General features: G+C 71.1%; 22 protein-coding genes and 1 riboswitch. Of the genes, 20 read left to right on the top strand and 2 right to left on the bottom strand.

Going from position 1 to position 23798, the window contains the following annotated elements; translation table 11 throughout:
• Nucleotides 1-11 precede the first annotated feature (11 nt).
• The 17 genes from ACFY3I_RS01335 (at nucleotide 12) to ACFY3I_RS01255 (ending at nucleotide 17581) form a co-directional block, all read left to right on the top strand.
• Nucleotides 12-755, top strand: coding sequence for a CDP-alcohol phosphatidyltransferase family protein (locus tag ACFY3I_RS01335; RefSeq protein ID WP_351314593.1), 744 nt, complete (start codon nucleotides 12-14; stop codon nucleotides 753-755).
• The gene (locus tag ACFY3I_RS01330; protein WP_365294100.1) at nucleotides 752-1636 is read left to right on the top strand and encodes a glycosyltransferase; all 885 of its coding nucleotides are present in this window, start codon (nucleotides 752-754) and stop codon (nucleotides 1634-1636) included. The genes ACFY3I_RS01335 and ACFY3I_RS01330 overlap by 4 nt, the downstream gene beginning before the upstream one ends.
• 150 nt (nucleotides 1637-1786) lie before the next feature.
• Nucleotides 1787-2716 (top strand): ABC transporter permease, encoded by a 930-nt coding sequence (locus tag ACFY3I_RS01325; RefSeq protein WP_365294098.1) that lies wholly within the window; start codon nucleotides 1787-1789, stop codon nucleotides 2714-2716.
• The gene (locus ACFY3I_RS01320; RefSeq protein WP_390858811.1) at nucleotides 2709-3512 is read left to right on the top strand and encodes an ABC transporter ATP-binding protein; all 804 of its coding nucleotides are present in this window, start codon (nucleotides 2709-2711) and stop codon (nucleotides 3510-3512) included. Before ACFY3I_RS01325 ends, ACFY3I_RS01320 begins: the two co-directional genes overlap by 8 nt.
• 368 nt (nucleotides 3513-3880) lie before the next feature.
• Nucleotides 3881-4783 (top strand): squalene synthase HpnC, encoded by a 903-nt coding sequence (gene hpnC, locus ACFY3I_RS01315; RefSeq protein WP_390858810.1) that lies wholly within the window; start codon nucleotides 3881-3883, stop codon nucleotides 4781-4783.
• Entirely contained in the window at nucleotides 4780-5733 is a 954-nt protein-coding gene (hpnD, locus tag ACFY3I_RS01310; protein ID WP_365294091.1) for a presqualene diphosphate synthase HpnD, read from the top strand. Before hpnC ends, hpnD begins: the two co-directional genes overlap by 4 nt.
• Nucleotides 5733-5873 carry a DUF6380 family protein gene (locus ACFY3I_RS01305; protein WP_365294089.1) on the top strand — a complete coding sequence of 47 codons (141 nt, stop codon included), beginning with the start codon at nucleotides 5733-5735 and terminating at the stop codon, nucleotides 5871-5873. The genes hpnD and ACFY3I_RS01305 overlap by 1 nt, the downstream gene beginning before the upstream one ends.
• A complete protein-coding gene (hpnE, locus tag ACFY3I_RS01300) occupies nucleotides 5870-7291 on the top strand; it encodes a hydroxysqualene dehydroxylase HpnE (protein ID WP_390858809.1) in 1422 nt (473 codons plus the stop codon). Before ACFY3I_RS01305 ends, hpnE begins: the two co-directional genes overlap by 4 nt.
• Nucleotides 7288-8418, top strand: a complete 1131-nt coding sequence (locus ACFY3I_RS01295; RefSeq protein ID WP_365294085.1) for a polyprenyl synthetase family protein — start codon at nucleotides 7288-7290, stop codon at nucleotides 8416-8418. The genes hpnE and ACFY3I_RS01295 overlap by 4 nt, the downstream gene beginning before the upstream one ends.
• A gap of 117 nt (nucleotides 8419-8535) precedes the next feature.
• Nucleotides 8536-10527 (top strand): squalene--hopene cyclase, encoded by a 1992-nt coding sequence (shc, locus tag ACFY3I_RS01290; RefSeq protein ID WP_390858808.1) that lies wholly within the window; start codon nucleotides 8536-8538, stop codon nucleotides 10525-10527.
• On the top strand, nucleotides 10528-11169 hold the full coding sequence (locus ACFY3I_RS01285; RefSeq protein ID WP_365294081.1) for a 1-hydroxy-2-methyl-2-butenyl 4-diphosphate reductase: 642 nt from the start codon (nucleotides 10528-10530) through the stop codon (nucleotides 11167-11169). It abuts the gene before it with no gap.
• Nucleotides 11170-11174: 5 nt separating this feature from the next.
• Complete coding sequence (gene hpnH / locus ACFY3I_RS01280) at nucleotides 11175-12197, top strand: adenosyl-hopene transferase HpnH (protein WP_365294079.1); 1023 nt, start codon at nucleotides 11175-11177, stop codon at nucleotides 12195-12197.
• A 4-nt stretch (nucleotides 12198-12201) separates the two neighbouring features.
• Nucleotides 12202-13359, top strand: a complete 1158-nt coding sequence (ispG, locus tag ACFY3I_RS01275; protein WP_390858807.1) for a flavodoxin-dependent (E)-4-hydroxy-3-methylbut-2-enyl-diphosphate synthase — start codon at nucleotides 12202-12204, stop codon at nucleotides 13357-13359.
• Between the two features lie 26 nt (nucleotides 13360-13385).
• Nucleotides 13386-15398 carry a 1-deoxy-D-xylulose-5-phosphate synthase gene (gene dxs / locus ACFY3I_RS01270; protein ID WP_390858806.1) on the top strand — a complete coding sequence of 671 codons (2013 nt, stop codon included), beginning with the start codon at nucleotides 13386-13388 and terminating at the stop codon, nucleotides 15396-15398.
• Complete coding sequence (locus ACFY3I_RS01265; RefSeq protein WP_390858805.1) at nucleotides 15395-16780, top strand: aspartate aminotransferase family protein; 1386 nt, start codon at nucleotides 15395-15397, stop codon at nucleotides 16778-16780. The genes dxs and ACFY3I_RS01265 overlap by 4 nt, the downstream gene beginning before the upstream one ends.
• A gap of 58 nt (nucleotides 16781-16838) precedes the next feature.
• The gene (locus ACFY3I_RS01260; protein WP_365291519.1) at nucleotides 16839-17462 is read left to right on the top strand and encodes an XRE family transcriptional regulator; all 624 of its coding nucleotides are present in this window, start codon (nucleotides 16839-16841) and stop codon (nucleotides 17460-17462) included.
• The gene (locus ACFY3I_RS01255; RefSeq protein WP_123972047.1) at nucleotides 17459-17581 is read left to right on the top strand and encodes a DUF6126 family protein; all 123 of its coding nucleotides are present in this window, start codon (nucleotides 17459-17461) and stop codon (nucleotides 17579-17581) included. Before ACFY3I_RS01260 ends, ACFY3I_RS01255 begins: the two co-directional genes overlap by 4 nt.
• A 22-nt stretch (nucleotides 17582-17603) precedes the next feature.
• Here ACFY3I_RS01255 and ACFY3I_RS01250 read toward each other — a convergent pair whose 3' ends face one another.
• Complete coding sequence (locus ACFY3I_RS01250; RefSeq protein ID WP_390858804.1) at nucleotides 17604-18398, bottom strand: tyrosine-protein phosphatase; 795 nt, start codon at nucleotides 18396-18398, stop codon at nucleotides 17604-17606.
• 173 nt (nucleotides 18399-18571) lie between these two features.
• On the opposite strand from ACFY3I_RS01250, the gene ACFY3I_RS01245 reads away from it, so the two are divergent.
• The 3 genes from ACFY3I_RS01245 to ACFY3I_RS01235 all read left to right on the top strand — a co-directional run bounded on the left by ACFY3I_RS01245 (nucleotide 18572) and on the right by ACFY3I_RS01235 (nucleotide 23140).
• A complete protein-coding gene (locus tag ACFY3I_RS01245) occupies nucleotides 18572-20656 on the top strand; it encodes an alpha-galactosidase (RefSeq protein WP_390859406.1) in 2085 nt (694 codons plus the stop codon).
• A 308-nt stretch (nucleotides 20657-20964) separates the two neighbouring features.
• A riboswitch (cyclic di-AMP (ydaO/yuaA leader) is annotated at nucleotides 20965-21125 on the top strand.
• A 4-nt stretch (nucleotides 21126-21129) separates the two neighbouring features.
• The gene (locus ACFY3I_RS01240; protein ID WP_390858803.1) at nucleotides 21130-22119 is read left to right on the top strand and encodes a peptidoglycan DD-metalloendopeptidase family protein; all 990 of its coding nucleotides are present in this window, start codon (nucleotides 21130-21132) and stop codon (nucleotides 22117-22119) included.
• Between the two features lie 235 nt (nucleotides 22120-22354).
• Nucleotides 22355-23140, top strand: a complete 786-nt coding sequence (locus tag ACFY3I_RS01235) for an SGNH/GDSL hydrolase family protein (protein WP_365291513.1) — start codon at nucleotides 22355-22357, stop codon at nucleotides 23138-23140.
• 51 nt (nucleotides 23141-23191) lie between these two features.
• Here ACFY3I_RS01235 and ACFY3I_RS01230 read toward each other — a convergent pair whose 3' ends face one another.
• The gene (locus tag ACFY3I_RS01230; protein WP_390858802.1) at nucleotides 23192-23794 is read right to left on the bottom strand and encodes a TetR/AcrR family transcriptional regulator; all 603 of its coding nucleotides are present in this window, start codon (nucleotides 23792-23794) and stop codon (nucleotides 23192-23194) included.
• Nucleotides 23795-23798 lie beyond the last annotated feature (4 nt).

The following is a 23798-nucleotide window of genomic DNA, read 5'->3' as shown; positions in this document are numbered from 1 at the left end:
TCCGTCCGGTCGTGCACCCCGCTGGGGTCAAGGACCGGCGCAGCGGTGAGCACTGGATGGGGCGCCTCTACATGCGCGAGGTGTCCCTGCGGGTGGACCGCTACCTGGTGAACACCAGGGTCACCCCCAACCAGCTCACGTACCTGATGACCCTCTTCGGCGTGCTCGCGGCCCCGGCCCTGCTGGTGCCGGGGATCACGGGCGCCGTGCTCGGCGTGGTCTGCGTCCAGATGTACCTGCTGCTGGACTGCGTGGACGGCGAGGTCGCCCGCTGGAAGCAGCAGTACTCGCTGGGAGGGGTCTATCTCGACCGGGTGGGCGCGTACCTGACCGACGCGGCCGTGCTCGTCGGCCTCGGACTGCGCGCCGCCGACCTGTTCGGCACCGGCCGCATCGACTGGCTGTGGGCCTTCCTCGGCACCCTGGCCGCGCTCGGCGCGATCCTGATCAAGGCCGAGACCGACCTGGTCGGCGTCGCCCGGCACCAGGCCGGGCTGCCGGTGGTCAAGGAGGCCGCCGCCGAGATGCGCTCCTCCGGCATGGCCCTGGCCCGCCGGGCCGCCGCCCTGCTCCGGTTCCACCGGCTCATCCTCGGCATCGAGGCCTCGCTGCTGATCCTGCTCCTCGCCATCGTGGACCACGTCCGCGGCGACCTGTTCTTCACCCGCCTGGGCACCGCCGTGCTCGCCGGCATCGCGCTCCTGCAGACCCTGCTGCACCTGGTCTCGGTCCTCGCGTCGAGCAGGTTGCGATGAGCGCCGGGCTGAAGGTCGGCGCGGTCGTCATCACCATGGGCAACCGGCCCGACGAACTGCGCGCCCTCCTCGACTCGGTCGCCAAGCAGGACGGCGACCGGGTCGAGGTGGTCGTCGTCGGCAACGGCTCGCCGGTCCCGGACGTCCCGGACGGCGTCCGCACCATGGAACTGCCCGAGAACCTGGGCATCCCCGGCGGCCGCAACGTCGGCATAGAGGCCTTCGGCCCGAGCGGCCGCGACGTCGACATACTGCTCTTCCTGGACGACGACGGCCTGCTCGCCGAGCACGACACCGCCGAGCTGTGCCGGCAGGCCTTCGCGGCCGACCAGCGGCTCGGCATCATCAGCTTCCGGATCGCCGACCCGGAGACCGGGCAGACCCAGCGCCGGCACGTGCCGAGGCTCCGGGCCGCCGACCCGATGCGCTCCTCCCGGGTCACCACCTTCCTGGGCGGCGCCAACGCCGTCCGCACCCAGGTCCTCGCCGAGGTCGGCGGCCTGCCCGACGAGTTCTTCTACGCGCATGAGGAGACCGACCTGGCCTGGCGCGCCCTGGACGCCGGCTGGATGATCGACTACCGCTCCGACATGGTCCTCAACCACCCCACCACGGCGCCCTCCCGGCACGCGGTGTACCACCGGATGGTCGCCCGCAACCGGGTGTGGCTGGCGCGCCGCAACCTGCCCGCCCCGCTGGTCCCCGTCTACCTCGGGGTGTGGCTGCTGCTGACCCTGGTGCGCCGCCCCTCCCGCCCGGCCCTGCACGCCTGGTTCGCCGGTTTCCGTGAGGGCTGGACCACCCCCTGCGGACCCCGTCGGCCCATGCGGTGGCGCACCGTGTGGAAGCTCACGCGACTGGGCCGACCTCCGGTGATCTGAGAAGCTCGAAGGTGCGTGTCCGCGTTCCCGGGGGTCGTCCCGGCGCGCGGACGCCCCCGGGAACGTGTCCCATGGCGGATACGTGCGACCTCCGGTAGCACAATTTCGTAAGACGAACGTAAGACGAAACCGAGGACGAAGGCTCCACCCTTGAGTGAGACAACGCATGACGTCGGAATCGCGGTGAGCGCGGTGCCGTCGCCCGACGAGGGCCTCACGGCGGCGCAGCTGGCCGCCAGGTACGGGCTCACGGTGAGCGGCGCACGGCCCTCGCTCGTCGGGTACGTACGCCAGCTCTGGGGACGCCGGCACTTCGTCCTGGCCTTCTCGCAGGCGAAGCTCACCGCCCAGTACAGCCAGGCCAAGCTCGGCCAGCTCTGGCAGGTGGCCACCCCGCTGCTGAACGCCGCCGTGTACTACTTCATCTTCGGCGTCATCCTGCACGCCAGCCGCGGCATGTCCCAGGACATATACATCCCGTTCCTGGTCACCGGCGTCTTCACCTTCACCTTCACGCAGAGCTCGATCATGACCGGCGTCCGCGCGATCTCCGGGAACCTGGGCCTGGTGCGCGCGCTGCACTTCCCGCGCGCCGCGCTGCCGGTCTCCTTCGCGCTCCAGCAGCTCCAGCAACTGCTGTTCTCGATGATCGTCATGGTCGCCGTGGTGATCGGCTTCGGCACCACCCCGGGGCTGTCCTGGCTGCTGGTCCTGCCGACCCTGGTGCTGCTGTTCCTGTTCAACACCGGTCTGGCGATGATCGTGGCCCGGCTGGGCGCCAAGACGCCCGACCTGGCCCAGCTGATGCCGTTCGTGCTGCGCACCTGGATGTACATGTCCGGTGTCATGTTCTCCATCAGCAAGATGATGGAGCACCGGCCGGAGTGGGCGCGCCTGCTCCTGCAGGTGAACCCCGCGGCCGTCTTCATGGACCTGATGCGCTTCGCGCTCATCGACGGCTACGGCTCCGAGAACCTCCCGCCGCACGTCTGGGCCGTCGCCCTGGCCTGGGCGCTGGTCGTCTTCGCCGGCGGGTTCGTGTACTTCTGGAAGGCGGAGGAGCGGTACGGCCGTGGCTGAGCTGAACGACACCGAGCGGCAGCAGGGGGAGCGGATCCCCACGGTCATCGCGGAGGACGTGCACATCGTCTACCGCGTGAACGGCGCCAAGTCCGGCAGGGGCAGTGCGACGGCCGCCCTCAGCCGCATCGTCAGGCGCGGCTCCGACGAGGCGGCGCGCGGCGTCCGCAAGGTGCACGCCGTGCGCGGGGTGTCCTTCGTCGCCTACCGGGGCGAGGCGATCGGCCTGATCGGTTCCAACGGCTCCGGCAAGTCGACCCTGCTGCGGGCCATCGCCGGCCTGCTGCCCGCCGAGAAGGGCAGGGTCTACACCAACGGCCAGCCCTCGCTGCTCGGCGTCAACGCCGCCCTGATGAACGACCTCACCGGCGAGCGGAACGTGATCCTGGGCGGCCTGGCCATGGGCATGTCCCGGGAGCAGATCAGGGAGCGCTACCAGGAGATCGTCGACTTCTCCGGCATCAACGAGAAGGGCGACTTCATCACCCTTCCCATGCGCACCTACTCCTCCGGCATGGCGGCCCGGCTGCGGTTCTCCATCGCCGCCGCCAAGGACCACGACGTCCTCATGATCGACGAGGCGCTGGCCACCGGTGACGCGGCGTTCCGCAAGCGCTCCGAGGCCCGGATCCGCGAGCTGCGCGAGCACGCCGGCACCGTGTTCCTGGTCAGTCACAACAACAAGTCGATCCGGGACACCTGCGACCGGGTGCTGTGGCTGGAGCGCGGCGAGCTGCGCATGGACGGCCCGACCGAAGAGGTGCTCAAGGAGTACGAGAAGTTCACGGGCAAGTAGCCCAGCGCGGTCCTGTGCTCCCCGGGCCCCGCCGGAACCTTCCGGCGGGGCCCGGCGTCTGCAAAGGAAACGTCAACTCCGGCCCGCCTTAGGAATCTTGACGCCAATCGGTGTGTTGTTGTGATCTGCGGGACACCCCGACGAACCTCCATGCGTTGTACAACGTAAGCTGTACCGGTCCCGGAAAGCGGCAAGTGGGGCGATAATGCGCGACACCCTCGGCCGGGCCGCCCCGCGGATTGCCGGGCGGCGTGTCCGAAATAGTGTGTATTGGGTCGGCAGTGTAGAACGGGAGATGTGACGGCAATGGCTACGGAAACTCCCCAGCTCAACGCAGGCCACGCCGTCCCGGCCCCGGGCAGCGAACGGTGACGGCGAGCACCCCGGCGCGCACCGGGGACGCCGAGAGAGGCACCCTGGACAAGGCCGCGGACGAGAACTTCCCGGTGGCCCCGTTCTTCCTGCCGAGAGCCTGGCGCGACGACCTGATGGCGGTGTACGGCTTCGCCCGCCTCGTCGACGACATCGGCGACGGCGACCTGGCCCCCGGCGGCGCCGACGCCCGGCTGCTCGGCGTCGACCCGGAGGAGGCCGAGGACCGCGTGGTCCTCCTCGACGCCTTCGAGGCCGACCTGCGCCGCGTCTTCGACGGGACCCCGCACCACCCCCTGCTGCGCCGGCTGCAGCCCACGGTCCGCCGCCGCGACCTGGCCCCCGAGCCGTTCCTCGGGCTGATCGCCGCCAACCGTCAGGACCAGCTGGTCAGCCGGTACGAGACCTACGACGACCTGGTCGCCTACTGCGAGCTGTCCGCCAACCCGGTCGGCCGCCTGGTCCTCGCCGTCACCGGCACCTCGACCCCCGAGCGGATCCGCCTCTCGGACTCGATCTGTACCGCACTCCAGATCGTCGAACACCTCCAGGACGTGGCCGAGGACCTCGGCCGCGACCGGATCTATCTGCCCGCCGCGGACATGAAGCGCTTTCATGTCCAGGAGGCGGACCTCGCCAGGAAAACCACAGGCGCATCGGTGCGTGCACTGGTTGCATATGAAGCACAACGCGCCCGCGATCTCCTGAATGAAGGCGCCCCCCTGGTGGGTAGCGTCCACGGCAGGTTGAAGCTGCTGCTTGCGGGGTTCGTGGCGGGGGGAAGGGCGGCGATCGCGGCGATCGCCGCCGCCGAATACGACGTACTTCCCGGCCCGCCCAAGCCCGGCAAGGGCCGGTTGCTGCGTGAGGTGGGCGTGACTCTGCGAGGAGAGGGGTGATCCGGACCGTGGACTCTCCCAGACCTGTGTCCGCACCGGTACTCGCCGCCTACAGCTACTGCGAGACGGTCACCGGACAGCAGGCACGGAACTTCGCCTACGGCATCAGGCTGCTGCCCGCGCCCAAGCGGCGCGCGATGTCGGCGCTCTACGCGTTCTCCCGGCGCGTCGACGACATCGGGGACGGCGTGCTGGCCGACGACGTGAAGGCCGCCCGGCTGGAGGACACCCGGGCGCTGCTCGCCCGGGTCCAGGACGGCGCGGTCGGCGAGGACGACACCGACCCGGTCGCGGTCGCCCTCGCGCACGCGGCCCAGGTCTTCCCGATCCCGCTGGGCGGCCTGGACGAGCTGATCGACGGCGTGCTGATGGACGTGCGCGGCGAGACCTACGAGACCTGGGACGACCTCAAGGTCTACTGCCGCTGTGTGGCCGGTGCGATCGGCCGGCTCTCACTCGGCGTGTTCGGCACCGAACCAGGGGCGCGCGGCGCCGAGCGCGCGCCGGAGTATGCCGACACGCTCGGGCTCGCACTCCAGCTGACCAACATCCTCCGGGACATCCGCGAGGACGCCGGGAACGGCCGTACCTACCTGCCCGCCGACGATCTCGCCAAGTTCGGCTGCGCGGCCGGGTTCCACGGGCCGACCCCGCCGGAGGGCTCGGACTTCGCGGGCCTGGTCCACTTCGAAGTGCGGCGCGCCCGTGCCCTGTTCGCCGAGGGCTACCGGCTGCTTCCCATGCTCGACCGGCGCAGCGGCGCCTGCGTCGCCGCGATGGCCGGCATCTACCGCCGGCTGCTCGACCGCATCGAGCGCGAGCCGGAGGCCGTGCTGCGCGGCCGGGTCTCGCTGCCCGGACGCGAGAAGGCGTACGTCGCGGTACGCGGCCTGTCCGGTCTCGACACCCGGCGCCACGTCTCCCGCCGGACCGTCAGGAGGCGCGCCTGATGGACAAAGTGGGCCAAGCTGACGCCACCGGAGGAAAACGGCAGGCAACCCTCCGGCGCGGCGCGGCGTCCCTGACTGCGACGGCCCGCCGTGCCCCGTTCCACCGGCACGGCGGGCGGGCAGGGGAGGCTGCACGATGACCGACGGCACGCGATCCGAACGGACGCACGACGACACCCCGTCCGGGCGCACCGCCGTCGTGATCGGCGGCGGCCTGGCCGGTGTCACGACCGCACTGGCGCTCGCCGACGCCGGGGTGCGGGTGACGCTGCTCGAAGGCAGGCCACGCCTCGGCGGGCTCGCCTTCTCCTTCCGGCGCGGCGACCTGACCGTGGACAACGGCCAGCACGTGTACCTGCGTTGCTGCACCGCCTACCGCTGGTTCCTGGACCGCATCGACGGCGCGGCGCTGGCACCGCTGCAGGACCGGCTCGACGTACCCGTGCTCGACCTCGCGAAACCGGAGGGGCGCCGCCTCGGCAGACTCCGCCGGGATCCCCTGCCGGTGCCCCTGCACCTGGGCCGCAGCCTCGCCTCCTACCCGCATCTCTCGTTCGCCGAGCGCGCCGCGGTGGGCAGAGCCGCTCTCGCCCTCCGAGCACTCGATCTCCACGATCCCGCCCTCGACGCACAGGACTTCGGCAGCTGGCTGGCTGCCCGAGGCCAGTCGGCGCGGGCCATCGAGGCACTGTGGGACCTGGTGGGGGTCGCCACCCTCAACGCGGTGGCCCAGGACTCCTCCCTGGCGCTCGCCGCGATGGTGTTCAAGACCGGTCTGCTGTCCGACCCGGGCGCGGCCGACATCGGCTGGGCCCATGTGCCGCTGGGTGAACTCCACGACCGGCTGGCCCGCAAGGCGCTCGACTCCGCGGGCGTGCGCACCGAAGTCCGTACACGCGTCACCTCCGTCTCCTTCAACGAGAACGGGACGTGGAGCGTTCAGGTTCCCGGCGAGACGCTCACCGCCGACGCCGTGGTGCTCGCCGTGGCCCAGCGCGAGGCGTACGACCTGCTGCCCGAGGGCGCCCTGGACGCCCCGGAGAACCTCCTGGAGATCGGCACCGCGCCGATCCTCAACGTCCATGTGGTCTACGACCGTACGGTGCTCACCAAGCCGTTCTTCGCGGCGCTCGGCACCCCGGTCCAGTGGGTGTTCGACCGCACCCACGCCTCCGGGCTGCGCGAGGGACAGTATCTCGCCCTCTCCCAGTCGGCGGCACAGGACGAGATCGACGCGCCCGTGGCCGCCCTGCGCGAGCGCTACCTGCCCGAACTGGAACGGCTGTTGCCCGGTGCGCGCGGCGCCGTGGTCGAGGACTTCTTCGTGACCCGGGAGCGCACCGCGACCTTCGCTCCCGCCCCCGGCGTCGGGCGGCTGCGGCCCGGCGCCCGCACCAAGGCACCCGGCCTCTACCTGGCCGGAGCGTGGACCGCCACAGGGTGGCCCGCGACCATGGAGAGTGCGGTCCGCAGCGGTGTGAACGCGGCCGACGCCGTGCTGCGCACCCTGGGCCGGCCCCGCCCCCGCCACCTCTTCGAGTTCGAGGAGGCGGCGTGACGCCCGACCAGCAGGCGGCAGGTCCCCGCACCCCCGGTACCGCAACAAGAGGAGAAACTGTGCCCACTGTGCCACCGGCCGAGACGGCTGCCGACGCGGTGGACGTGACCGCGCTCCTGGAGCGCGGCCGGACCCTTGCCACCCCGGTACTGAAGGCGGCCGTCGACCGCCTGGCGTCCCCGATGGACACCGTGGCCGCCTACCACTTCGGCTGGATCGACGCCGAGGGCAACCCCGCCGACGGCGACGGCGGCAAGGCCGTGCGGCCCGCGCTCGCCGTACTCTCCGCCGAGGTCACCGGCGCCGGCCCCGAGACCGGCATCCCCGGCGCGGTCGCCGTCGAACTCGTCCACAACTTCTCGCTGCTGCACGACGACCTGATGGACGGCGACGAGCAGCGCCGCCACCGGGACACCGTCTGGAAGGTGCACGGCCCCGCGCAGGCCATCCTGGTCGGCGACGCCCTCTTCGCCCTCGCCAACGAGGTGCTGCTGGAACTGGGCACCGTCGAGGCCGGCCGGGCCACCCGCCGTCTCACCGCCGCCAGCCGCGCCCTGATCGACGGCCAGGCCCAGGACATCTCCTACGAGCACCGCGACCGGGTCAGCGTCGAGGAGTGCCTGGAGATGGAGGGCAACAAGACCGGCGCGCTGCTCGCCGCCTCCAGCTCCATCGGCGCGGTGCTCGGCGGTGCCGACGACCGCACCGCCGACACCCTGGAGAAGTACGGCTACCACCTCGGACTCGCCTTCCAGGCCGTAGACGACCTCCTCGGCATCTGGGGCGACCCGGAGTCCACCGGCAAGCAGACCTGGAGCGACCTGCGCCAGCGCAAGAAGTCCCTGCCGGTCGTCGCCTCGCTCGCGGCCGGCGGACCCGCCTCCGAGCGGCTCGGCGAGATCCTCGCCGCCGACGCCAAGAGCAGCGACTTCGAGAACTTCTCCGAGGAGGAGTTCGCCGCCCGCGCCGCCCTGATCGAGGAGGCGGGCGGCCGGGAGTGGACCGCCGAAGAGGCGCGCCGTCAGCACGCCATCGCCATCGAAGCCCTGCACGCCGTCGACATGCCCGACCTGGTCCGGGCGCAGTTCACGGCGCTGGCCGACTTCGTCGTCGTACGAAAGAGATGATCACTATCGGTCGAATAGCCCTCGCGTAGTCGCCGGCCGGTGCGAGCGCGCAACCAGCACCGGCCGACGGCGGACCCGCAGCAGAACGATTTCGTACGACTGCACGAAGGGGAAGCCATGACAGCGACGACCGACGGAAGCACCGGGGCCACCCTGCCGCCCCGCGCTGCCTCGGCCAGCACGGACCGCATCACCCCCGCGGCGACCGGGGTGAAGGAAGCCGCCGAACGCGCCATGCTGCGCGCCACCGACCATCTGCTCGCCCGGCAGGACGCGCAGGGCTGGTGGAAAGGTGACCTGGAGACCAACGTCACCATGGACGCCGAGGATCTGCTGCTCCGTCAGTTCCTCGGCATCCGCGACGAGGCCACGACGGCCGCCGCCGCGCTCTTCATCCGCGGCGAGCAGCGCGAGGACGGCACCTGGGCCACCTTCTACGGCGGCCCGGGCGAACTCTCCGCCACCATCGAGGCCTACGTCGCCCTGCGACTGGCCGGGGACGCCCCCGACGCGCCCCACATGGCGAAGGCGTCGGCCTGGATCCGCGAGCGCGGCGGAATCGCCGCCGCCCGGGTCTTCACCCGGATCTGGCTGGCCCTGTTCGGCTGGTGGAAGTGGGAGGACCTGCCCGAACTCCCGCCGGAACTCCTGTACTTCCCCAAGTGGTTCCCCCTCAGCATCTACAACTTCGGCCAGTGGGCGCGGCAGACGATCGTGCCGCTCACCGTGGTCTCGGCCAAACGCCCGGTGCGCCCGGCGCCCTTCCCGCTGGACGAACTGCACACCGACCCGGCCGACCCCAACCCGTCCCGGCCGCTGGCCCCGCCGGTCAGCTGGGAGGGCCTGTTCCAGCGGCTCGACAAGGTTGTCCGCGGCTACCGCAAGGTCGCCGTGCGCAGAATCCGCGGCTCCGCGCTGAGGTCCGCCGCCCGCTGGATCATCGAGCGGCAGGAGAACGACGGCGCCTGGGGCGGGATCCAGCCGCCCGCCGTGTACTCGGTGATCGCCCTCCACCTGCTCGGGTACGACCTCGAACACCCCGTGATGCGTGCGGGCCTGGAGTCGCTGGATCGTTACGCCTTGTGGCGCGAGGACGGCTCCCGGATGATCGAGGCCTGCCAGTCGCCGGTGTGGGACACCTGCCTGGCGGCCATCGCCCTCGCCGACGCCGGCCTGCCCGCCGACCACCCGCAACTGGTCAAGGCCGCCGACTGGATGCTCGGCGAACAGATCGTGCGGCCCGGCGACTGGGCCGTCAAGCGCCCCCAACTGCCGCCGGGCGGCTGGGCGTTCGAGTTCCACAACGACAACTACCCCGACATCGACGACACCGCCGAGGTGGTCCTCGCGCTGCGCCGGGTCAAGCACCACGACCCGGAACGGATGGAGAAGGCCATCGGGCGCGGGGTGCGCTGGAACCTCGGCATGCAGTCGAAGAACGGTGCCTGGGGCGCCTTCGACGTCGACAACACCAGCCCGTTCCCCAACCGGCTGCCGTTCTGCGACTTCGGTGAGGTCATCGACCCGCCCTCGGCCGACGTCACCGCGCACGTCGTGGAGATGCTCGCCTTCGAGGGCATGGCCCACGACCCGCGCACCCGGCGCGGCATCGACTGGCTGCTGGCCGAACAGGAGCCGGACGGCTCGTGGTTCGGACGCTGGGGCGTCAACTACGTCTACGGCACCGGCTCCGTGGTGCCCGCGCTCACCGCGGCGGGGCTGCCCGCCTCGCACCCGGCGATCCGGCGGGCGGTGACCTGGCTGGAGCGGGTCCAGAACGAGGACGGCGGCTGGGGCGAGGACCTGCGCTCCTACAAGTACGCCGGCGAGTGGAGCGGCCGTGGCGCCTCCACCGCCTCCCAGACGGCCTGGGCGCTGATGGCCCTGATCGCGGCCGGGGAGAAGGACGCCAAGGCCGTCGAGCGGGGCGTGCGGTGGCTCGCCGAGACCCAGCGGGAGGACGGCTCCTGGGAGGAGCCGTACTTCACCGGCACCGGGTTCCCCTGGGACTTCTCCATCAACTACCACCTGTACCGCCAGGTCTTCCCGCTCACCGCGCTCGGCCGTTACGTCCACGGCGAGCCGAGGCCCGAGGTCGAGAGGAGCTGAATGAGCACCACGCCCGCTCCCGCTCCGCTGCTGATCGCCTGCGCGCTCGGCATCGAGCATCTCGCCCTGCGCGCCGGCGAACGCGGCGGCGCGGACGGGCCGGTCACCGTGGCGCGCACCGGTATGGGGCCCAGGGCGGCGGAACGGTCCGTCACCCGGCTGCTGGCCGACCCGGCGCTCGCCGGCGCCGCCGTCCTGGCCACCGGCTTCTGCGCGGGTCTGGCCCCCGGGATGCACCCCGGCGACCTGGTCGTCGCCGAGGAGACCCGGGACCCGCGTGGCAGTGTCCCCTGCGTCGGCACCGAACTGCTCGTGAAAGAACTGGTGCGGACCCTGCCCGGCCGCACCGTCCACACCGGCCCTGTCACCGGCTCCGACCATGTCGTCCGCGGAAACGAACGGTCCGACCTGCTCGCGACCGGCGCGATCGCGGTCGACATGGAATCGGCGGCCACGCTCCTGAGCGCCGTACGCACGGGCGAACGCCCCGTTGCGGCCGTCAGGGTGGTCGTGGACGCTCCTGAACATGAACTCGTCCGGATCGGCACGGTGCGCGGTGGAATATCTGCTTTCCGCGTTCTTCGATCCGTTCTTCCGGCTTTTTTCGAATGGCACCGTTCTTTGCTGCTCCCCCGGAGGTGAGCCAGATGGCCATGCCGCTGCGTCAGTCCATCAAGGTCGCGACTTACTTGGCTGAACAGAAGCTTCGCAAGCGGGACAAGTTCCCGTTGATCGTGGAGCTGGAACCGCTCTTCGCGTGCAACCTGAAGTGCGAGGGCTGCGGCAAGATCCAGCACCCGGCGGGTGTGCTCAAGCAGCGCATGCCGGTCGCGCAGGCCGTCGGGGCGGTGCTGGAGTCCGGAGCGCCGATGGTGTCCATCGCGGGCGGTGAACCCCTGATGCACCCTCAGATCGACGAGATCGTGCGCCAGTTGGTGGCGAAGAAGAAGTACGTCTTCCTGTGCACCAACGCCATGCTGCTGCGCAAGAAGATGGACAAGTTCACGCCCTCCCCGTACTTCGCCTTCGCGGTGCACATCGACGGGCTGCGGGAGCGGCACGACGAGTCCGTGGCCAAGGAGGGTGTGTTCGACGAGGCGGTGGCGGCCATGAAGGAGGCCAAGCGGCGCGGCTTCCGGGTGACCACCAACTCGACCTTCTTCAACACCGACACCCCGCAGACCATCATCGAGGTGCTCAACTTCCTCAACGACGACCTCAAGGTCGACGAGATGATGATCTCGCCCGCCTACGCCTACGAGAAGGCCCCCGACCAGGAGCACTTCCTCGGCGTGGCACAGACCCGCGAGCTGTTCAAGAAGGCCTTCGCGGGCGGGAACCGGCGCAAGTGGCGGCTCAACCACTCCCCGCTCTTCCTGGACTTCCTGGAGGGCAAGGTCGACTTCCCGTGCACGGCCTGGGCGATCCCGAACTACTCGCTCTTCGGCTGGCAGCGCCCCTGCTACCTGATGAGCGACGGGTACGTGCCGACCTACCGCGAACTCATCGAGAAGACCGACTGGGACAAGTACGGCCGGGGCAAGGACCCGCGCTGCGCCAACTGCATGGCGCACTGCGGCTACGAGCCGACCGCCGTCCTGGCCACCATGGGGTCCCTCAAGGAGTCGCTGCGCGCCATGCGCGAGACGGTCAGCGGAAACCGGGAGTGACCCCATGACCGCCATCTCCCTGGGCCTTCCGGAGGTCCCGGCCCGGCCGGTCGCCGAACGGCGCGCCTCGCGGCAGATCCACGTCGGGGCGGTGGCCGTCGGCGGCGGCGCCCCGGTGTCGGTGCAGTCGATGACCACGACCCGTACGTCGGACATCGGCGCCACCCTCCAGCAGATCGCCGAGCTGACCGCGTCCGGCTGCCAGATCGTCCGCGTCGCCTGCCCCACGCAGGACGACGCGGACGCGCTGGCGACGATCGCGAGGAAGTCACAGATCCCGGTGATCGCGGACATCCACTTCCAGCCGAAGTACGTCTTCGCGGCGATCGAGGCCGGCTGCGCGGCGGTCCGGGTCAACCCCGGCAACATCAAGCAGTTCGACGACCAGGTACGGGAGATCTCGCGGGCCGCGAAGGACCACGGCACCCCGATCCGGATCGGCGTCAACGCCGGTTCGCTGGACCGCCGGCTGCTCCAGAAGTACGGGAAGGCGACCCCCGAGGCGCTGGTGGAGTCGGCCCTGTGGGAGGCGTCCCTCTTCGAGGAGCACGACTTCCGGGACATCAAGATCTCCGTCAAGCACAACGACCCGGTCGTGATGATCGAGGCGTACCGGCAGCTCGCCGCCCAGTGCGACTACCCGCTGCACCTCGGCGTCACCGAGGCCGGCCCCGCCTTCCAGGGCACCATCAAGTCGGCCGTCGCCTTCGGCGCGCTGCTCTCCCAGGGCATCGGCGACACCATCCGGGTGTCGCTGTCCGCCCCGCCCGCGGAGGAGGTCAAGGTCGGCATCCAGATCCTGGAGTCCCTGAACCTCCGGCAGCGGCGCCTGGAGATCGTCTCCTGCCCGTCCTGCGGCCGGGCCCAGGTCGACGTCTACAAGCTGGCGGACGAGGTGACGGCCGGCCTGGAGGGCATGGAGGTCCCGCTGCGGGTCGCCGTCATGGGCTGCGTGGTGAACGGTCCCGGCGAGGCGCGCGAGGCCGACCTCGGGGTCGCCTCGGGCAACGGCAAGGGCCAGATCTTCGTCAAGGGCGAGGTCATCAAGACCGTCCCCGAGTCCAAGATCGTGGAGACCCTGATCGAGGAGGCGATGAAGATCGCCGAACAGATGGAGCAGGACGGCGCCGGGTCCGGGACACCCGCCGTCACCGTGAGCTGAACAGCACGACCGAGAGGGGGCCGAGCGTGACCATCCTGGAGACCATCCGGCAACCACGCGACCTGAAGGCGCTGTCCGAGGCGGAGCTTCGTGAACTGTCCGAAGAAATACGCGAGTTCCTGGTGCATGCGGTCGCCAGGACCGGTGGTCACCTCGGCCCCAACCTGGGGGTCGTGGAACTGACCGTCGCACTGCACCGGGTCTTCGAGTCCCCGGTGGACCGCATCCTCTGGGACACCGGTCACCAGAGCTATGTGCACAAGCTGCTGACCGGCCGTCAGGACTTCTCCAAGCTGCGCGGCAAGGGCGGCCTGTCCGGGTACCCCTCGCGCGACGAGTCCGAGCACGACGTCATCGAGAACAGCCACGCCTCCACCGCGCTCGGCTGGGCCGACGGCCTGGCCAAGGCGCGCCAGGTCCAGGGGGAGAAGGGCCACGTCGTCGCGGTGATCGGCGACGGCGCGCTGACCGGCGGGATGGCCTGGGAGGCGCTCAACAACATCGCGGCCGCCAAGGACCGGCCGCTGATCATCGTCGTCAACGACAACGAGCGCTCCTACGCCCCGACCATCGGCGGGCTCGCCAACCACCTGGCCACACTGCGCACCACCGACGGCTACGAGCGGGTGCTGGCCTGGGGCAAGGACGTGCTGCTGCGCACGCCGATCGTCGGCAACACCCTCTACGAGTCCCTGCACGGCGCCAAGAAGGGCTTCAAGGACGCCTTCGCACCGCAAGGCATGTTCGAGGACCTCGGCCTCAAGTACGTCGGCCCGATCGACGGCCACGACATCAAGGCGGTCGAGTCGGCGCTCAGGCGCGCGAAGCGCTTCCACGGTCCGGTGCTCGTGCACTGCCTCACCGAGAAGGGCCGCGGCTACGAACCGGCCCTCGCCCACGAGGAGGACCACTTCCACACCGTCGGCGTGATGGACCCGCTCACCTGCGAGCCCCTCGCACCGTCCGGCGGCCCGTCCTGGACCTCGGTGTTCGGCGACGAGATCGTGCGGATCGGCGAGGAACGCGACGACGTCGTGGCGATCACCGCCGCCATGCTGCACCCGGTCGGGCTCGGCAAGTTCGCCGCGCGCTTCCCCGACCGGGTCTGGGACGTCGGTATCGCCGAACAGCACGCGGCGGTCTCGGCGGCCGGCCTCGCGACCGGCGGGGTGCACCCCGTCGTCGCGGTCTACGCCACGTTCCTGAACCGGGCCTTCGACCAGTTGCTGATGGACGTGGCGCTGCACCGCTGCGGGGTGACGTTCGTCCTGGACCGGGCGGGTGTCACCGGAGTCGACGGCGCCTCCCACAACGGCATGTGGGACATGTCGATCCTCCAGGTCGTGCCCGGCCTCAGGATCGCCGCCCCGCGCGACGCGGAGCAGCTGCGTCTGCAACTGCGTGAGGCGGTCGCCGTGGACGACGCGCCCACCCTGGTGCGGTTCCCGAAGGAGTCGGTGGGCCCGGAGATCCCGGCGGTCGACCGTGTCGGCGGGGTGGACGTGCTCAGCCGCGACACGGACGCCCAGGTGCTGCTGGTCGCGGTCGGGGTGATGGCGCCGGTCTGCCTGCAGGCCGCGGAGCTGCTCGCCGACCGCGGGATCGGCTGCACGGTCGTGGACCCCCGGTGGGTCAAGCCGGTGGACCCCGCGCTGCCGGTCCTGGCGGCCCAGCACGAGCTGGTGGCCGTCGTCGAGGACAACAGCCGGGCGGCCGGCGTCGGCGCGGCGGTCGCGCTCGCCCTCGGCGACGCCGAAGTGGACGTGCCGGTGAGGCGGTTCGGGATTCCCGAGCAGTTCCTGGCGCACGCCAAGCGCGGGGAGGTGCTCGCCGACATCGGGCTGACACCGGTGGAGATCGCGGGGCGCATCGGAGCGAGCCTCGCGGGGCGGGGGGCCGAGCGCGCGTCCGGGGGCGCCGCGGAGGGCCGTACGGCGGGTGCGGCGCCGTCCGGGTCGAGCGTGCAGTTCCCCGCACCCCTGCGGGGCGCCACAGCCGAGAGCGCTGTCGTCGACGGCGCCTACAAGGAGAAGCGATGAGCACGGAGTTCGACCTCGGCGCACTGCTGGCCGAGCGTGGCGGTGAGCGGTACGAACTGCATGCCAGGTACCTGAACCACCAGCTTCCTCGCATGCTGCACACCATCGGCTTCGACAAGGTCTACGAGCGGGCCGAGGGCGCACACTTCTGGGACGAGGACGGCAACGACTACCTGGACATGCTCGCCGGGTTCGGGGTGATGGGCCTGGGCCGCCACCACCCCGTCGTCCGCAAGGCGCTGCACGACGTCCTGGACGCCCAGCTGGCCGACCTCACCCGGTTCGACTGCCAGCCGCTGCCCGGACTCCTCGCCGAGCGGCTGCTGGCCCACAGTCCCCACCTGGACCGGGTGTTCTTCGGCAACAGCGGCACCGAGGCAGTCGAGACCGCGCTGAAGTTCGCCCGCTTCGCCACCGGCAGACCCCGCGTCCTCTACTGCGACCACGCCTTCCACGGCCTGACCACCGGCTCGCTGTCGGTCAACGGCGAGGACGGCTTCCGGGACGGCTTCGCCCCGCTGCTGCCCGACACCGCCGTGCCCCTCGGAGACCTCGACGCCCTGGCACGCGAGCTGAAGAAGGGCGACGTCGCCGCGCTGATCGTCGAGCCGATCCAGGGCAAGGGCGTGCACGAGGCGCCGCACGGCTACCTGCGCGGCGCCCAGGAGCTGCTGCACAGGCACAAGGCCCTGCTGATCGCCGACGAGGTGCAGACCGGCCTCGGCCGCACCGGCGACTTCTACGCCTACCAGCACGAGGACGGCGTCGAGCCGGACCTGGTGTGCGTGGCCAAGGCGCTGTCCGGCGGCTACGTACCGGTGGGCGCGACCCTCGGCAAGGACTGGATCTTCAAGAAGGTCTACTCGTCCATGGACCGGGTCCTGGTCCACTCGGCGAGCTTCGGCGCCAACGCCCAGGCGATGGCGGCCGGACTGGCCGTCCTGTCCGTCATGGAGAACGACCGGATCGTCGCGAACGCCCGGTCGGTGGGGGAGCTGCTCAGGTCCCGGCTCACCGAACTGGTCGACAAGTACGAGCTGCTCGCCGACGTGCGCGGCCGGGGCCTGATGATCGGCATCGAGTTCGGCAGGCCCGGCTCCCTGAAGCTCCGCAGCCGCTGGACCATGCTCCAGGCGGCCCGCAAGGGACTGTTCGCGCAGATGGTGGTCGTACCGCTGCTGCAGCGGCACCGGATCCTCACCCAGGTCTCCGGCGACCACCTGGAGGTCATCAAGCTCATCCCGCCGCTGATCGTCGACGAGAGCGACGTGGACCGGTTCGTCGCCGCGTTCACCGACGTGATGGACGACGCCCACAGCGGGGGCGGCCTGATGTGGGACTTCGGCAAGACCCTCGTCAAGCAGGCGGTGGCCAACCGCTAGCCTTTGCCTCTGAGGCAAAAAAATTGCCGCGGAGGCAAATCTGCGGCTGAATGGAGGCATGGAAGCCTCCGAGCACGAGCGCGCGGGCGGTCCGGCTGAGGACCTGCCCGCCGTCGCTCCGCAGCTGCGGTCCCTGCGCCGCCGCGCGGGCCTCACCCTGGAGGCCGCGGCCCGCGACGCCGGACTGTCGGCCGCCCATCTCTCCCGGCTGGAGACCGGGCAGCGCCAGCCCTCGCTGCCGATGCTGCTCGCGCTCGCTCGTGTCTACAGTACGACGGTCTCGGACCTGCTGGGAGAGACCGTGGCCGACCGGGACGCGATCGTGCGCTCCGGCGACATGGAGCCGACCCGCGCGGGCGGCTGGACGTACTGGCAGGCCGGGTCCTCCGGCCGCGGTATGCAGTCGCTGCGCGTCCGGGTGCCCCACGGCTCCCAGGGCGACATCGTGCGCGTGCACCCCGGCGAGGAGTGGCTGTACGTCCTGCAGGGGCGGCTGCGGCTGCGCCTCGGTGACACGACCCACGTCCTCGCGCCCGGCGACAGCGCCCACTTCGACTCGCTGACCCCGCACCGCCTCGCCGCCGAGGACCACGACGGGGTCGAGCTGCTGTTCGTCCACACCCTGCTGCAGAGTCCCACGGCCGCGCTGTGCCTGGGCCCGATCACTGGAGAGCCGCTGTGAGCAACATCGAGGAGAAGTTCCCCCGGGCCCTGTGGGTCCGGCTGATCATCTACATCGCCGTCGGGCACGTCTTCGCCGCGTTCCTCTACCTGCTGTTCGCCGTGGGCGGCAAGGGCTGAGCGCCCGCGTCACCGCCCGGCCTCAGTCCAGGAGCCGCTCCCGCAGCCGCTCGCGGGTCTCGGGGGCGAGCTTCAGGCCCTGCTCCAGGTAGGTGTCGACGTCACCCCACGTCTCCTCGATGCTCTCGAAGGCGGCGGCCAGATACTCCGCGCGGGCGTCGAAGAGCGGGCTCAGCAGCTCCATCACCTCGGCGCTGTACGCGTCCCCGCCGCCGCTGCGCCGGACCTGGTAGCGGCGGTGCTTGGCGTTGGACTCCAGGTAGTCGGCGAGGATCGCGTCCCGCTCCACGCCCAGCGCGAGGAGCGTCACGGCTATGGAGACGCCCGCGCGGTCCTTGCCGGCCGCGCAGTGCATCAGCGCCGGGACACTGTCCTCCGCCAGGTCGTGCAGCACACGTGAGTGCTCGTCGGTGCGGTCCCTGACGATCTGCCGGTACGAGGCGACCATCCGGGCCGCGGCCTTGCCGTCGCCCAGGAGCCCGTGCAGCTGCTCGGTGTCGCCCTCGCGGACCATCGTCCAGAACTCGGCGCCGTGCGCCGGGTCGGTCAGCGGCAGGTTCAGGTTCCGCACGCCGGGCAGCTCGACGTCCGGGCCCTCCAGCTTCCGGTCGGCCGCGTTGCGGAAGTCGAAGACCGTGTGCAGGCCGAGGGAGGCCAGGAACTCCGCGTCCTGCTCCGTCGCGTGCGCGAGATGCCCGCTGCGGAACAGCACACCGTGCCGGACCCGGCGCCCGTCCACGGTCGGCAGCCCGCCCACGTCGCGGAAGTTGCGGACACCGGCCAGCTCGGGCTCGGTCGACGGGACCTGCTGCGTCACGGGGGGCTCCTCCCGGCGGCCCCGCCGGCGCTGCTCGTCGACGGGCACTGGATCGACCATACGACATCGGTTTCCACGGGCAATGAGTTGTCCACAGGCGTTGCCTCCGAGGCCCGCGACCTCGATGATGTTGGTGCTTGAGCGGATCTGTTGGCACCTGTGTGAGGTTTCTCGTGGTGGACATCGCCGAAAACGGTCGTACCTGGCTCCTGTCGGGCCCGGGCAGCAGCTACGCGCTGTACCTCACGGAGGACGACGAGCTGCTCCACCTCCACTGGGGCCCGAGGATCGGGCTCGCCGACGCCGAGGAGCTCGGCACCCGGGCGCTGCCCGGCTACTGGCCGTTCGAGTCCCCGCTGGACGGCCGCGAGGAGTACCCCGTCGAGGGCGGCCCCCGCTTCGTCCGCCCCGCGCTGTCCGTGCGCACCGAGGAGCGCCGCGGCACCGAGTGGACCTTCGAGTCGTACGAGACGGAGGGCGACGCCTCCGACCAGGAGCTGCGGCTGCGCTTCCGGGACGCGGAGATCCTCATCACCCTGCACTACCGGATGCGCGGTGACGTCGTCGAGCGCTGGGTGACCGTCGACAACCAGGCGGACATACCCCTGGAGCTGCTGCGCGCCGACCCGGCCGCCTGGACGCTCCCCGACCGCGAGGGCTGGCGCCTCTCCCAGCTGCACGGCCGCTGGGCCGCCGAGTCCCGCCTCGCCCGCGCCCCCCTCACCTACGGCGAGAAGGTGATCGGCAGCCGCCGCGGCCACACCGGCCACCAGCACCTGCCCTGGGTCGCCCTGGACACCGACGCCACCGAGGAGCGCGGCGAGGTCTGGGGCTGCGCGCTGGGCTGGTCCGGCTCCTGGCGCATCGCCGTCGCCCAACTCCCCGACGCGCGCGTGCAGATCACCGGCGGCGCCGGCTACGACGACTCGGGCCTGCTGATGCTGGCCGAGGGCGAGTCGTACACCAGCCCGGTCTTCGCGGGCCTGTGGACGGACGGCGGCTTCGGCGGGGCCAGCCGCGCCTGGCACGCCTACCAGCGGGCGTACGTCATCCCGGACGCCGAGCGGGACCGGCCGGTGCTGTTCAACTCCTGGGAGGCCACCACCTTCGACATCTCCGAGGAGCAGCAGGCCACCCTCGCCCGCCGGGCGGCCGCGATGGGCGTCGAGCTGTTCGTGGTCGACGACGGCTGGTTCGGGGCCCGCACCAGCGACCGCGCCGGCCTCGGCGACTGGACGCCCAACCCGGACCGCTTCCCCCAGGGCCTCAAACCCCTCGCGGACCACGTGCACGCCCTCGGCATGCAGTTCGGCATCTGGGTCGAGCCCGAGATGGTCAACCCGGACAGCGACCTGTACCGCGCGCACCCCGACTGGGTGCAGTACCAGCAGGGGCGCAGGCGCACCGAGCTGCGCAATCAGCTCGTCCTCAACCTCGCCCGCGAGGACGTCCGGGAGTACCTCTGGGAGCAGCTCGACACCCTGCTGTCCAGCGCCCCGATCGACTACGTCAAGTGGGACTTCAACCGCTGCTTCACCGACGCGGGCTGGCCCGGCGAGCCCTATCCGCAGCGTTTGTGGGTGGACCACGTCCGCGGGCTGTACGCCCTGCTCGACCGGATCCGGGCGGCCCACCCGGACGTGGCCGTCGAGTCCTGCTCGGGCGGGGGCGGGCGGATCGACCTCGGGATCATGAGCCGTACCGACGAGGTCTGGACGTCGGACAACACCGACCCGCTGGACCGGCTCGCCATCCAGCACGGCTTCAGCCAGGTCCACCCGGCCCGGGTGATGTCCGCCTGGGTCACCGACAGCCCCAACCACCAGCTCAACGGCCGGGTCAGCAGCCTGCGTTTCCGCTTCGTCAGCTCCATGGCCGGGGCTCTCGGTGTCGGCGGCGACCTCTCGCGGTGGACCGAGGAGGAACTGGCCGAGGCGGGCCGCTGGGTGGAGCTCTACAAGGAGATCCGTCCCCTGGTGCAGCGCGGCGACCAGTTCCGGCTGCGGCCGCCCACCGGCGGGCTCAGCGCGGTGCAGTACACGCTCGGCGACGAGACCGTGGTCCTCGCCTGGCTCCAGGCCCAGAGCTACGGCGAGCCGATGCCGGCGCTGCGGCTGCGGGGGCTTGATCCGACGGCGTCGTACGAATGCCTTGAATCGGGTGAAAAGTATCGTGGTGCCGTTCTGCTGCACCACGGGCTGCGCACGGAGCTGCGGGGCGACCTGGACGCGACGGTCATACGACTTCGTCGCATCTGAGCGGTATGCCCGAATTAGCTTCATTATCACAACTGAACCTGGAATAAGCGGACGTGGCGTGACGTGCGTGAGGAGGGTCATATTCGTGACCGTCCGTCGCACGTCATGTTCACGTAATGCCGATATTTTTCAAGGGAATCGGAAAAGGGCGGACGGGTGGAATTCACGGAGGGTGACCGCTAATTCCCGTATCGGATCAAGTGAAACTCCGGCCGCCGGAAACCGTCCCTTGTCCCGGCGCGTCCCGCTCGCTTACGTTCGCCCCACATCCGGACGGAACGCCGAATCCTGCCGCCGCCCGGAGTCCCCACACACACTCACCCGTGCACGGCAGGAGCGGGGGACCCACCAGGTATGACCGCCTGTTCCGGTTCCCGGGACGGCTAGGGGTGTAGTCACGTCCTCCCGCGTGGCCGGGCAGCTCCAGCCCGAACCCGACAGCTCACCTCGCAGGCGCCGGAGAGGAATGCGTCATGCCCGCGAAGGGTAAGCACCGCCGCCCCAAGTCCCAGCGATTCACCCGCTCGATGGCTGTCGCCGGAACCGGTGGTGCGGCGCTGGCTCTGCCGCTCATGGGTGCCACCGGCGCCCACGCGGCCACCACGCAGTCCGTCTCCGAGAAGACCACCCAGTCGCTCCCGGCCGTCGCGAAGTCGGCCGCGCGCAAGGCTCCGGCCCACAAGTCCGCCGTGCAGGACTCCGGCACCGGGAATTCCACCCACCGCGTCTACACGGTCGTCTCCGGCGACTGCCTCTCGGAGATCGCCCGTGAGCACCAGGTCGACGGCGGCTGGCACCGGCTCTACGACGACAACCGGCAGGCGGTCGGCGACGACCCCTCGCTGATCCACCCCGGCCTCAAGCTCACGCTGGGCGGCCGGCACGCGGCGACGCACACCCCGGGTTCCGACTCCCGGTCCCGGACGTGGTCCCACTCCTCCGGCCGCACCGCCCACTCCGCGCCCTCCGCCCCGCAGTCGTCGAACGAGGCGTCCTCCGGCGCGGCCTCCTCCGGGGCGTCGACGACGGCCGGCACCTCCACGACGACCGTCTCCGGATTCGGCCTCCCGGTGACCGGTGGCGTCCTCGGCACCGGCTACCACGTGGCCGGCAGCATGTGGTCCAGCGGCTACCACACCGGCGTCGACTTCGTCGTCCCGACCGGCACCCCGGTCAAGGCGGTCGGCACGGGCACGGTCGTCACGGCGGGCTGGGGCGGCGCCTACGGCAACCAGGTCGTCGTCAGGCTCGCCGACGGCTACTACGCGCAGTACGGGCACCTCTCCGCGCTCTCCGTCTCGGTCGGCCAGACCGTGACCGCGGGCCAGCAGATCGGTCACTCCGGGGCCACCGGCAACGTCACGGGCCCGCACCTGCACTTCGAGATCCGCACCACTCCGAGCTACGGCTCGGACATCGACCCGGTCGGCTACCTCCGTGGCAAGGGCGTGCCCGTCGGCTGAGACGCCCCCCGCCGATCAGGCACGCACCGCCAAGGCCGGACCCCGATCCAGGGGTCCGGCCTTCGGTGATCGTCACGTCAACATCGCTGCCCAGAGCCTTATTCCGACCTTGGTGAAGTATTTAGCCGTGTCTTATCTCACCGCTCGTCAACCCCTTATTACGGTCGCGTAGGTCACAGCCCAAGGTGAATCATGGCCCGACGTGGCAGACGATTCGAAGAGTGACAATGCATCAGTGATCGGGTCGTACGTGGCGGTGGGGGACAGCTTCACCGAGGGCGTCGGCGACCCCGGCCCCGACGGGGCGTTCGTCGGCTGGGCGGACCGGTTCGCGGTCCTGCTGTCGGACCGGCGGCCCGAGGGCGACTTCGAGTACACCAACCTCGCGGTGCGCGGGAAACTGCTCGACCAGATCGTGGCGGACCAGGTGCCCCAGGCCCTGGAACTCGCCCCGGACCTGGTCTCCTTCTGCGCCGGCGGCAACGACATCATCCGCCCGGGTACCGACCCCGACGAGGTGGCCGAGCGGTTCGAGCGGGCCGTGGCACGGCTGACCGAGGCCGTCGGAACGGTTCTGGTGACCACCGGGTTCGACACCCGTGGCGTACCCGTCCTCAAGCACCTGCGCGGCAAGATAGCCACCTACAACGGCCACGTCCGAGCCGTCGCCGACCGCTACGGCTGCCCGGTCCTGGACCTGTGGTCCCTGAAGACCGTCCAGGACCGGCGGGCCTGGGACGGCGACCGGCTGCACCTGTCTCCCGAGGGGCACACGCGCGTGGCGCTGCGGGCCGGCCAGGTGCTCGGCGTCGAGGTCCCGGCCGATCCGGACCAGCCGTGGCCGCCGCTGCCGCCCCGCGGCACCCTGGACATCCGCCGGGACGACGTGCACTGGGCCCGTGAGTACCTGGTGCCGTGGATCGGGCGCCGACTGCGCGGCGAGTCGTCGGGCGACCACGCGACGGCCAAGGGGACGCTCTCCCCGGACGACATCAAGATGCGCATCGCCTCCGTGGCCTGAGGCGGTACGAGCGGAAGGGAGCGGCCCGTTCGCGGGCCGCTCCCCGGCGGCCTAGGGCCCCTCGTGCGTACCCAGTTCGCGCGCGAGCGCCTCGTCGACCCACTCCTGGGCCCGGGAGCGCGAGAGGGCGCCCGGGTAGGACGTGAGCTGCACCGCGAGCCCGTCGAGCAGGGCGGTCAGCCGCAGCGCCGCGGCCGCCGGGTCGGGGCAGCGGAACTCGCCGGCGGCCACCCCTTCGGCGATGACCTCGGCGATCGCCGCCTTCCACTGCTGGTCCAGCTCCTTGGTGACCTCCCGCAAAGCGGGTTCGCGCAGTGCCACCGCCCAGCCCTCGATCCACAGCCGCCAGCCCTTGGCCTGCCCGGTCGGCGCGTACCAGCGCACCGCCGACCGCAGCCGGCGCGACGCCGACGTACGGCGGTCCAGCAGCTTGCGCAGATGCGCCAGGTCGTCCTCGGCTGCGTAGGCGAAGGCCGCGGCGACCAGCTTCTCCTTGGTCGAGAAGTGGTAGAGCACCAGCGCGTTGCTCACGCCCAGCGCCGAGGCGACATCGGCGATCCGTACCGCCGCCACACCCCGCGCCTCGATCTGCTCGATGGCCGCCCGCAGCAGTTCCTCACGCCGCTGGGCCACGCTCAACCGCACTCTCGCCACGCGG

Origin of the sequence: Streptomyces sp. NPDC001068 (assembly GCF_042897315.1) — a bacterium.
In the GTDB taxonomy this organism is placed as follows: domain Bacteria; phylum Actinomycetota; class Actinomycetes; order Streptomycetales; family Streptomycetaceae; genus Streptomyces.
Note: the sequence above shows the minus strand (reverse complement) of the source record. Positions and strands in the feature narration are given on the sequence as shown.